Annotated in this window: 10 protein-coding genes; all 10 read right to left on the bottom strand. The window is 41.0% G+C overall.

Features of this window, described 5'->3' with window-relative positions; genetic code table 11:
- Window positions 1–3: 3 nt before the first annotated feature.
- Entirely contained in the window at window positions 4–1,767 is a 1,764-nt protein-coding gene (locus J0X14_RS08195) for an amidohydrolase (RefSeq protein ID WP_207097269.1), read from the bottom strand.
- A 61-nt stretch (window positions 1,768–1,828) separates the two neighbouring features.
- On the bottom strand, window positions 1,829–3,373 hold the full coding sequence (locus tag J0X14_RS08190) for an arylsulfatase (RefSeq protein ID WP_207097268.1): 1,545 nt from the start codon (window positions 3,371–3,373) through the stop codon (window positions 1,829–1,831).
- Between the two features lie 35 nt (window positions 3,374–3,408).
- The gene (locus J0X14_RS08185; RefSeq protein WP_207097267.1) at window positions 3,409–4,974 is read right to left on the bottom strand and encodes an arylsulfatase; all 1,566 of its coding nucleotides are present in this window, start codon (window positions 4,972–4,974) and stop codon (window positions 3,409–3,411) included.
- A gap of 45 nt (window positions 4,975–5,019) precedes the next feature.
- On the bottom strand, window positions 5,020–6,096 hold the full coding sequence (locus J0X14_RS08180) for a BamA/TamA family outer membrane protein (RefSeq protein ID WP_207097266.1): 1,077 nt from the start codon (window positions 6,094–6,096) through the stop codon (window positions 5,020–5,022).
- 304 nt (window positions 6,097–6,400) lie between these two features.
- On the bottom strand, window positions 6,401–7,459 hold the full coding sequence (locus J0X14_RS08175) for a PCMD domain-containing protein (protein ID WP_207097265.1): 1,059 nt from the start codon (window positions 7,457–7,459) through the stop codon (window positions 6,401–6,403).
- A 26-nt stretch (window positions 7,460–7,485) separates the two neighbouring features.
- Complete coding sequence (locus J0X14_RS08170; RefSeq protein ID WP_207097264.1) at window positions 7,486–8,193, bottom strand: hypothetical protein; 708 nt, start codon at window positions 8,191–8,193, stop codon at window positions 7,486–7,488.
- A 744-nt stretch (window positions 8,194–8,937) separates the two neighbouring features.
- Window positions 8,938–9,399, bottom strand: coding sequence for a YHS domain-containing (seleno)protein (locus tag J0X14_RS08165; protein ID WP_207097263.1), 462 nt, complete (start codon window positions 9,397–9,399; stop codon window positions 8,938–8,940).
- On the bottom strand, window positions 9,362–10,060 hold the full coding sequence (locus tag J0X14_RS08160; protein ID WP_207097262.1) for an NRDE family protein: 699 nt from the start codon (window positions 10,058–10,060) through the stop codon (window positions 9,362–9,364). Before J0X14_RS08160 ends, J0X14_RS08165 begins: the two co-directional genes overlap by 38 nt.
- Window positions 10,048–10,560 (bottom strand): hypothetical protein, encoded by a 513-nt coding sequence (locus J0X14_RS08155; protein WP_207097261.1) that lies wholly within the window; start codon window positions 10,558–10,560, stop codon window positions 10,048–10,050. Before J0X14_RS08155 ends, J0X14_RS08160 begins: the two co-directional genes overlap by 13 nt.
- Before the next feature lie 131 nt (window positions 10,561–10,691).
- A complete protein-coding gene (locus J0X14_RS08150; RefSeq protein WP_207097260.1) occupies window positions 10,692–11,756 on the bottom strand; it encodes a helix-turn-helix domain-containing protein in 1,065 nt (354 codons plus the stop codon).
- Between the last annotated feature and the right edge of the window lie 31 nt (window positions 11,757–11,787).

Raw genomic sequence — 11,787 nt, 5'->3', positions numbered from 1 at the left:
GCATCATTTTTTTTCTTTTGAATAAACTGTCTTCCCCTCTTTAATAGATTCCAACACTTGTATATTGTGAATGTCCATTGGGTCTATCTTCAATGGGTTTTTATCCAAAATCACTAAATCGGCCAATTTTCCTTCGGAAATGCTTCCCTTTGTGTTTTCTTCAAAGTTTTGTTTTGCTCCCCAAATCGTCAAAGTTTTAAGTCCTTCGTAAGGTGTTACCCTTTGATCTGGGCCCAATACATAACCAGTACGGGTTACTCTATTTACCGTGGCATCATAAACCCGCATCGAGTTTGGGAAAATTACAGGTGCATCGTGATGAGAAGTAAGGTTGATACCGGCATCGATCACATCCCTACAAGGCGAAATATAGTCGGCACGCGGTTCACCTAAAACGGATTCTCTATGCCAATCGCCCCAATAAAAGGTATGGGTCGGAAAAAGTGAACAATACACATCAAGCTCTTTTACCATCGGAATTTGGTCTTTGCGCAACGTCTGTCCGTGAATAATGGTGGTTCTATGGTCTGGATAACCATATTTTTCCTCTGCATCTGCAATGGCCATCAAATACTGATCTATGGCCGCATCGCCATTGGTATGACAAATGATTTGCCATTGGTTTTGAAAGGCTTGGTCGACATATTGTTTTGCCTTTTCATCATTCATGATGGGAAAGCCTTTGTAGCAGCCATCCTTACCTACCGGGTTTACATGATAGCACTGCGTTAGCCAAGCCGTTTTTCCTTGGGGCGAACCGTCTAAAGTCAATTTTACACCACCTACACGGTAATGGTTTTTATACTGGTTTTTATTGTAATATTCTTCATCCATTGTGAAGCCTTGCTCATCAATATCGGGATACGAAATAATATCCAAATAAAATTTCCCTTTGGTGGCCGCCTTGTTCAGGATTTTAGATTGGGCCGCAGTGGTTCGTCCGTCCTGAATCGTTAAATAACCATTTTGGGCGTATTGTTCCTGCGATTTTTCAATACATTTCATAGCAAACTCTTCATCGGCCTTACCAAGCAATGGAAACAAAATATTGTACATGGCTTTTTCTTCCAAAACACCGTTTGGACTTCCGTCTGGATTTCTCCGTAAATGCCCGCCTTCAGGGTCTTTGGCATCCTTGGTGTAACCTGAAAGTTCCAGTGCTTTTGAATTCATCACTCCCAAATGTTCGGATTGGTGGATCAACAGTACTGGAATATCCTCGCTTATTTTGTCGAGGTCGGTGGCTTTCGGATGGTCTTTTTCGGTTAGTTGGGAATCATCATAACCGTGTCCGATAATCCAACCGAATTTATTCAAAACAAATTTTCCATCTTCGGTTTCCTTCCATTTGTTGGTAGCATCCACAACTTCTTGAATGCTTCCGCAAGGCCCGTCTGGTGGCGGCAAAAGGTTGGCGACAATGGAGGCAAATCCTGTATTGTAAAAATGACCGTGGCCATCCACAAAAGCCGGAACCATGGTTTTGCCCTGTAAATCAACCTCGTCTGCCTTTTCTTTAAATTGGTTGAAGGCCTCTTCTTTTGAGCCCACAAAAACAATCTTGCCTTCACGCTGCACTACGGCTTCGGCATATTGGGGTTGATCCCCTTCCATAGTGATGATATTGCCCCCATAATACAGCGTTTGCCTAAGTTGATAAGGTTCGGCTTTGGCGTTTTGTGAACCACTTTTCTTTGTTGAATCCTTACAAGAAAACAGCAGCAAAAATGTGCTGAGATAAGCTATGAGTATCCCTTTTCTTTTCATGACTTTATAGTTTTTGTTAAAAACGGCAGACAGTTCAATTGTCTGCCTTTTTAAATCTCAATTATTGCTTGCCAGCCTGCAATTGTTTTACAAGTTCTGAAAAGTCAAACGTCGCCGCCTTTTGAACCGGAGGACAGTCTTGAAGGGATTGAATGTGTTCTCCCAATATTTCCTGCATCGGTTCATTTAAGAATTGTTTTTTCTGTACTATATCCGAACGATCCGTTAGATTATCAAAACTTTCATATGGGTCAAAATGGATGTTGTACATGATTGGAAACTTCTGTTTTTCATAGGGTGCGTAATAGTTTTCACTTGTTTCAAAGTGTACTTTCCATTGATTAATTCTAATAGCCTTCACGGTAGATTCGTAATAATAAATAAAATTATTACGATTACTCTTTTCACTTTTGCCCAACCAATAGTCTAAATTGTTAACTCCGTCAATAGGCTGGTTTCTTTCTTTCAACATTTTATCAGCCACATTAGGTACTCCCGCTGCCGCCGCCAGCGTAGTAAAAATATCCATGTGGGATTGAATACCAGTAAGTGTTCTACCAGCTGGAATATGGTCTTTCCACATGACCAACATAGGTACACGAACGCCACCTTCGTAAGTGGTCATTTTTTCACCTCTAAATGGTGTGGTGCCACCATGCAGACGGGCACTGTGCTCAGGACCGTTATCCGTAGAATAGATAACAATGGTATTTTCCAAAGCCCCCATTTTTTCCAATTTATCCAACAGTTCACCTATCATCATATCATGTTCCATCATTCCACTGCCATAAAAGTCGTGCTCTGTGGTATAAGGCTGTGCTAAATAACGATGTTCCGGTTTTAAATGCGTATACATGTGCATTCTACTGGGGTTGAACCATACAAAGTATGGCTTATCATCGTCTTGCGCCCTTTTAATAAAATCAAGGGAAGCGGCCATAAACTCTTCATCTACGGTTTCCATTCGCTCCTTGGAAAGTTGACCTGTATCCTCTATGCGTTGTTTCCCCACTTTACCAAACCGTGGATCTACCGTTGTATCCTCCGTATTAGTTGCATAGGTGTGCAAAACACCACGGGTGCCGTACTTTTTAAAGAATTCTGGATCTTGTGGATAATCTTTTTGTTGGTACTCTTCCTGTGTATTTAAATGGTATAGGTTGCCAAAAAATTCATCGAAACCATGTACCGTAGGAAGATGTGAGTTAAGGTCTCCCAAATGGTTCTTGCCAAACTGACCCGTGGCATACCCTTGTTCCTTAAGCACCTCGGCCAGCGTGGGAGATTCTTTCTTTAAACCTAGAGGGCCTCCTGGTCTACCAACCGTTGTCATTCCACTTCTAATAGGATATTGGCCCGTAATCAAAGCGGCCCGTCCTGCGGTACAACTGGGTTGTGCATAGTGTTCGGTAAACATAACCCCCTGTTCAGCAATACGGTCTATATTGGGCGTAGTATACCCCATTACACCATGACCATAGGCACTTACGTTACTCCAACCTACATCGTCTGGAAAAATAATTAGAATATTGGGCCTGTCTTTACTTTGGGCCAGGGCAACTCCAACCGAAAGAAGTGCCGTAAAAGCTAAAATCAACTTTTTCATACCATTTAAATTAAAGTTTATAGAATTTATAGTGTTTACTTTCTTGTGTCTGATTGCAATATGGCCTCAATGGCCTTATTGATGTCCAAAGAAGCCGCTGCTTGGCGTGGGGGATAATCTTTAAAGGTCAATAGGTGCTCATTCAACAAACCAATAGCAGGTTGCATTACCCACGACTTTTCCATAATCAAATGAAACCCGGTAATGTCGTCGTATTTTTCAAAAGGGTCTTTGCGCAAGTTGAACAATTGTGGCATAGTGTGGGAAACCATATCATCAAAATAGCGCTCCTTGGTTGCAAAGTGCATTTTCCATGGCCCTACGCGCATGGCCGTTAAGCCAGATTCGTAATAGTAGAAGAAATAATTGCGGGCAGATGTATCTGATTTTCCGGTCCAATAATTCAGATTGTCAAATCCATCAATGTAGACCTTATAGGTCATGTCGCCAATCTTCTTGCCTTTTTTAAGTTCATCTTTGATTTTATTGTTTCCAACGGCCGCCATTAGGGTGGGAAACACATCTTCGTGGGCCGATATCCCATTTCGTATCAATCCTGCAGGAATCTCTTTGGGCCATCTTACCAAAAACGGGGAACGAACCCCTCCTTCCCAGGTGGTCATTTTTTCACCCCTGAACATAGTAACCCCGGCATGAGGGAAGGTGCTTTGCTCAGGTCCGTTATCAGTAGTATAAATAACAATGGTATTTTCATCAACACCTAATTCTTCGAGATAATCCAACAGCTCGCCTACATGCTGATCGTGTTCCATTAAACCCGAACCAAAAAGATCCATATCGGTACTGATGGGCGTAGCCAAGTTTCTGGATTCTTCCTTTAAGTGGGTGTACACATGCATACGACTTGTGGCGTGCCAAATAAAGAACGGTTTATTGGCATCTTTGGCACGTTTCATAAAGTCTTTTGACAAGGCCACTAACTCCTCATCAAAGGTTTCCATACGTTTGGAGGTAAGCTTACCTACATCGGTCACTTTTTGTTTTCCAATGACGCCAAATCGTGGGTCCTCGGTGGAATCATAGGTATCTGATGCATAGGATTTTATAATACCCCGAGGGCCATATTTGGCATAAAACTCTTCGCTTTTAGGGTAATCGGCCTGTTCTTCCTCTTCGGAAACATTCAAATGATAGAGGTTTCCAAAAAATTCATCAAAACCATGCACTGTAGGTAAATGTTCATTGCGATCACCCAAGTGGTTTTTCCCAAATTGACCTGTCATGTACCCTAATGGTTTTAGCAATTCGGCCAAAGTGGGGTCTTCCTTTTTTAAACCAAGCGGATTACCCGGTTGCCCAACAGTGGTCAATCCTGTTCTTACGGGTTTCTGCCCCGTGATAAATGCTGCCCGACCCGCCGTACAACTGGGCTGTGAATAATGGTCAGTAAACAGGGCACCTTCTTTAGCGATTCGGTCAATATTGGGTGTTGGATACTGCATTCCCATAGTGTATGCTCCAAGCGAATTTGGCGCAACATCGTCAACCATGATTACCAAGATATTCGGTCTGTCCGCGCTTTGGGCCACGGCAACTCCAACCGAAAGAAGTGCCACAAAAGCTAGAATAATTTGTTTCATCTTACAAGAATTTAGTTTACAAAAGGTTCATTATTACTTGATGTATTAAAATGCTTCATTAAATCGGAAATAGATGCCCCAGTCGTCCTTACCAAACCCAGCATCTATCCCTACGTTAAAATGGTTGCTGGTAAGGGCTGTCCATCGGATACCGGCACCTACACTTGGATAGGCCTTCCAGTTAAAATCTTCCGTATCCGACCCATACAGTGTTCCTACTCCTGCAAAGCCCACGGCACTCAATCGCAATTTGTTTTCAAAATTCCAGCGGTACTCGCCCTGGATATCCATAATGCCATCGCCCCTATATTTTCCTTGCGAATACCCTCTAAGGTCAATCCCTCCCAAAACGGGTTGTTGTTGAAAGTTAAGTTCACCCAAGCCTGCTTTGAGATGAAACCGAAATGCCAAAACATCCCGATTGCCTTGAACTCCTATGTATTGGTTGTAATTGGCAAAAAGTACGTTGATGGTTTCGTTGTTGCCCAACCATTCTGGCGTGTTTCTCCATTGCAATACGGCCAGGCTGCCCTGTCTGGGATAGTTAACATCATCGCGTACATCCCGGAACAACTCAAAATTGAGGGTGTTGAGGGTGGTAGTGATTTCGGGTTGTACATTGTTCTCAAATTCCGTTTTGGAGTCCTGAAAAATGTAACCCAATCCAAAATATAGTTTCCGGATGATTTTTCGTCGAACAAGGATTGCTGCCAAGAACGATTTGGTGTCGTAATTTACAAATGAGCCCCTGTAGTCTTGCGCATCAAAATAGGTTTGAAAGTTGTATTCATTGTAACCAGCTCCAAACATGACCCGCCACTTATCCTCATCCAAATAAAAACTCCCAAACCCCAAGGCAGCCAGGGTGTTGTTGGTCGTATAAATGCCCGCCACTCCCACCGTTGACTTTGGTGAAATCTCATCTTCTTTATTGACATGGAAAGAGTATAGGGAAACCGCTCCAAAACCGGCACCCAAAGTAGAGTTATAGCTAAAATAGGGCACTACGTTGAATTCTCCTTTTTCGTTGGCTGTTTCATCCTGTTGTGCATCCAAATCTTGGGAACAAGCCATACTGGCCCCCATAATACATAGTGTCAAAAAAACAGTTTTTGTGTTCATATATGTTTTTCTTGGCATTTGTAACCGGACCAACATCATTATTCATTTTCTAAAAAGATGCTCTTGGTTTTTAGAAGCCAACCGTCCTATACTCAACCTCACCTATGCCATAAAAAACCACGCTATGGATTGCGTGTGGGGGAAGAAATGCAATTGTTGTAGCAAAAGCGTGTGCAATCTCATATTTGTAAGAAGATTCGGTACTTCAATTTAAAGAAAAAAAATATACCATCCCCGATTATCCCCTGATTTTTTTCATTTGAATTCAGTTTTAAGCGGGGCTTTTAATAAGGTATATACCAATTCAATAGATCAGCTCAAAATTATTGATCCAAAGCTCGCTGCCAATGGCTCCTGTAAAAAAGTCGCCCAAAGCACTCGAGGTGAACACCACGGTTATATGTGTTGGGGTTTCATCTGGGGATGCCCATGTTTCTCCCGCTTTAATATTTGCATATTCAAACTCAGGGTCGGATGCATTCAATTGTCCGTACTTGATATGCACCTGCAAGTTTGTCCAATCTTCAACGGTGGCATCACTTCGGTACCATGCTGTTCCAATTCTAGCGACTTGATCGCCCTCCCTTTTTTCGAGCAATAGATAGATATCCATATGATCTTCACCCTCCAAGGGGTTTCCATCGGCATCGAGATATTCTTCCCCGGGAAGATATCTATAATCCACACTAAAAGCATCTGGACGGGCCGTAAATACAATCCCCAAATTTACATTTGATGCAGGGTCGGCTGGGTTCAACAAACCATCGGTAAAAGAACCTGTGTACAAGGCCCCTGCTGCCATACGAACCAAGATAGGAGCACTGACACTTACCATTTTTGCCGCATAATCCCCGTTGCCAAGATCTTCCGGGGTGGTATTTGGGTCTCCAACAATGGCTATGCCTTTGTTAGGGGTGTCCCAGACAGTATCATCGGACGAAGCACCGGGCTGTTGGTATCCCCCGGCATCGTACCACACATCAAAATTGCTATTGGAAATTTGAGGTTGGGACTCAGCCACAACGGCCGAAACAGTCCAAGTGGCTTGGGAGCCATTCTCTGCAGTAACGGTATATATAACTGGATTACCAAAGTCTTGAGCCTCACCTGCAGCGGGTGAAATGGTGGCCATATTTGAAATCTCTATTCTGGAAGGAGCTTTGGCGGAAACATCCTCTCCCTCATTAAAGGGAATGGATATGGTGCGTTCTTCGGCATTGATGGTTGTAGTTGCTGCCTGACCTGTAATTTCAAAGGATTTGATCTCTTTATAATCAGAGAGACCAAATTTATCCTCCTTAATACAGCCCAAGCATAGTACCATTAAAAAAGTACAGCCCATGGTGAAGAATACGTTTCTCATAGTTTTCCGTTTTGGACATTGCTCATTTAAAAATAATAGGCCACTCCTAATTGAAGGGATAATAGGTTCAAATCCAGGTTTATGTTGTTCTCGGTTATTTTTGTTTGATTGTCAACATCGCCATTAACGGTTTTGCTGCTCCATTTTGAGGACAAGCCCACCAAACCTACAGAGGTTTCAAACGCAAAATTTTTATCGAAAAAAATGATTGCACCTGGCTGTACACCAAAACGCAATTCAAAAAAATCGGTTTCTATTTTCTCGACTTCATTGACCAAAAAATTCCTTTGCAGGGATTCCCCATACGTGAAGCGAAGGTCTGTTTGCACAAAAATCTGGAAGGTCCCATTTCCAAGGGGAATATACTTTCGCATATTGGGTATAATGGAGAAATCCTGTCCTAAACTTTTATTGGTGATTTCCTGATTTTCCTCATTGAGGAACACAATGTCCTCCCTTTGTCGCCCATAACTTAAACCCAGACCCAAGGTAAAATTTTCTTTGATGGCATAACCGCTCGATAGGGTTACATCATAGTTTAATTTATCTTGATTGACCACATCCCGCAACAATTGGTTTTCATTTTCGGCCTTTCGTTGATCCAGCGAAAAAGATATATTCAAATATTTGCTGCCTTGGATAATATTTTTGGTAATTGAGTCTGCCTTATGATTTTGAGCCATAACCATGGAGGTCAAAAAAAACAGTATGGGGAAAACAATATACTTCTTCATAGAGGTCAAATTAGTATAGCAACAGATATCTTTTATTGAATTACTATGCATCGATATGACTAAAAAAATCATTCATTTTTGTCTACCTATAGACCGATTTTTTAGAAGAGTCAAAAAACCAGAAGCGAACCCATGGATTCGACCGAGGTTTCTTTGAAGGGGGAAGTCTGCTTATTGAAAATTAGCGTAATGCTCAGCATCCTGCGGCCCAAGCCAACTGGATGGATTGTAATTTTCCTATAACGGTCAGTGTTTAAAATGCCTGAAAATACCTCAATAAGATAGTCAAAAAAACCATATGCTCCTGTTTCACCATAACACTACAGTGTGACTTCTCCTTAAATTAGAAAACCAAGGATCAATAAGAGTATTGCGAAGTACCACAAGTGTTTCAAATCTCTTGGATTGCTTTTGATTGAAAAGATGGGAGGATAAAACAAAAAAAAGCCGAACATATGTTCGGCTTTTGTATGTCGGGATGACTGGAAGAAAGATGTATTTACAAACAACTAACAATCAACGCCTTATACTGTGTTCTAAAGCTGATTAACCGAACTCTAAACTGTCTGTAAAACAGCACATTCAGAGGCAAAACTTATGGATGTTTTACAAAGTAAATTTAATGAAATTCTTTTAAAATATTTTTTTGAATTACATCTCTTTAAAATTTTGAATCCTTCTTGATTTGGATTACAAAAAACAAGGTCTTTATCCATATTATATCCCAATATTACCCAAGTCTAATTATTGGTCATCTTTGAAAATATGCTCCCAGTTTTCCTCTGCTTTTGTTTGAAGCTCTTTCTCATTTGCGTTCCATTTCTTCAATGTGTTGTTGAAATAGGCATTGTAAAAAAGATAAAGCTCCCCATTGATGATCTTAAATGTTTCGGGATTTACGTTCACCAATTCATTTTTGGCTCCCACAGCATAGGCACACCATCCCCCATATTTGGGGAGATATTTTTCTGGAGATTCCATAAATTTTTTTTGGTTCTCAGCGCTTCCAAATAAGTATTTGACTCCATTATGGTTTGCCAAAAATTCAGATTTTCCTTTCATGGGCTTTCCCATAAAATAACTTACAGCATCATACCCCTGAAGAGCCAGCCCATTTTCATAGTTAATGTGCTTCTTCTCGGTTTTTTGTGCATACAATCCATTAAAACTAGCTAAGATGAAAGCTAGTAGGTACAATTTTCTCATTACGTTCTTTTTTTAAAATATATTCCAAGTTTGATTTCTCTCCATTGTAAACCAATTGTGTTATGCTAACCGTTTTAACATTGTGGCGATTTATAATGAATGGAGTATTGTGGTCTCTTCCATGTATTTGAAGAATCTGTTCTTCTCCAATACCATTGTCATTGAGCGTGTTAATAAAGTAATGTTCTTTCTCCTGCTGATCCTTGGAAGTATACAGGGTAGCCGACGACCATAGATGGACCGAGTCGGAAGACAATTCCCATAGATATTTCTTGTCCCCATCCCATATAAGTTTTTGTATTCTCTTCGGTTCGATCAGTAATAGTGTAAAGGGTTCAATGTCTTCCAAATAAGCAGATTGGGCAAAATCCTCAAAAGAAGTTCTTTCAAAAGCTTCAATTACATATCTGCCCCTACTCTCCCGATAATGGGATTTGCGGATATGCCTTATAAATGCGCCGTTCAACAGACAGGCTACTCTCCCAGTTTCATCAAATGCTATCCAAGACCCACCTCCAGCCACATCTGTAGGGGTGGTAATCGTGGTTCCGTTTTCCAAAGCAATCTTATTGGGCAGTTTGGTGACCCTTAGCGGATTTTCATCTCGGTTTGAGGTTAAAATATACCCCTCCTTAAATGGAACATAGCTTACCGTACACATATTTTTTTGTTTCTAATGGTTGATGCTGCCACTCCCACAGTATCATCAAAATGAACAGGAAACGGCATGGACTTAACACCTATCCGAATGATGGCCAAATGATGTACCATATGTTCAATATTGTACAGCAATTCCCGGTGGTATGTAGTTTGCGTGGCAATTTTTTGCCCAGATTCTTCATCTAACGAAAAATCAGCAGTGAGCAGAAGCTGAAAATCCTTTGGGCCTGATTGCAATATTTCAGATATGCCATCAATGGACGAAATGCACTTGTTCACACTAACTTCCATTTCCTTGTCACGCTGTCTTCGATCGTAACAAAGCTCCCCTTGCTCAATGGCATTGAACAAACAGTTATAGAACTCGAGCACATGTCTAGTATGGCTTCCAATCGAGGCACCTTCCATTATAGATAGCTTTTCGGCAAATTGTTCGTCGGTCAGCTGTACCAATATTCCTCTAAGCTGGTTCAAATGTTCAAGGGTCACTTTATTGATCATGGCTATTTGGTCAACAGTTATTTATTAAGCAAAATAATGGTATAAATGCCCGTAAATCGTTCGGAAACACGAATTCAAACGTATTGAAAGGGATGGAATGAGTAGGTATTTAAGAATTCATTAAAGTGAACCTATATAGAGGAAACCTTTTTCTTGTACTCAGAAGGTGTCAACCCGGTCTTTTCCTTAAAAATGGTATTGAAAGAGGATTTGGAATTAAAACCTACATCGAACATCACCTCCAATATGGTCTCCTTGGGGTCAGATTGATTTTCAAACCTTTCCTTGGCCAATTCAATACGGTAATCATTGATGAAGCCCATAAAATTATTCTGAAACCCATGATTGATGACATTGGACAATTTCCGTGCTGGCATCTGTAGTTTATGGGCCAGCCCGTTAAGGGATAAATCTGAGTCAATAAAGGGTTGATCTGACTCCATAAACTTTTCAATTCTTTCCATCTCCAGATCTATGCCCTCCATGTCCTTTTCATCCTTTTCCAGTCGCTGGCGCACAATCATCTCATCTATTCTGGAAATGCCTGAAAATATCTGGGGCTGCTTCAATCCTTTATAGAACATCCAGTTCACCAAGAACAGCACAAAAATATGTACTAGTGGTATATCTAATACCCTATTAATGTTAATCAAATATTGGCTGACAATGTCCATGAGAAGTGCAGAACAAAAAATAGTCATCGTCCAAATCACCCAACTCAAATCCACCCGATCTATGGAAGAATGGGTGTGCAGCATAATTCTTCGGTAGGAAATGATTTCCCCAATTGCAAATAGTATATAGCCAATCAAAATGACATACATCAGGGGCACTGCTCTATCACATAGATAATGGCCCAGCATTGGTGCCACCAAAATGACCAGGGCGGGTATAAAATGTACTACATCCTTTTTTTTTAGCTTAAAATAATCATAGATAAGGGAATTGCTGTACAAATACAGGAGTGGACCATATAGAAACCCAAAAATACATCGTATGGCAAACACTTCTTCCAAACGGGTCTGCCCCATTAGGTTCAAAAGGGCAAGAAACTGTAGGGCAAGAACAGCCAAGAAAAAAGCCAAGATTCGATTACTGACTTTTTTTGGGCCCTTATAGGTGAACAGGTAAATCGCAAAAAGAGTGCTCTGAAAGACAATCAGGATAGGTACAATATTCTGAATTCCTATGTTCATGAAAGAGAAAGAAAAAAATGGATTGCCCAAA

It is taken from the genome of Allomuricauda sp. CAU 1633 (assembly GCF_017313225.1).
Classification (GTDB): domain Bacteria; phylum Bacteroidota; class Bacteroidia; order Flavobacteriales; family Flavobacteriaceae; genus Flagellimonas.
This window is presented reverse-complemented; position numbering and strand designations above follow the sequence as displayed.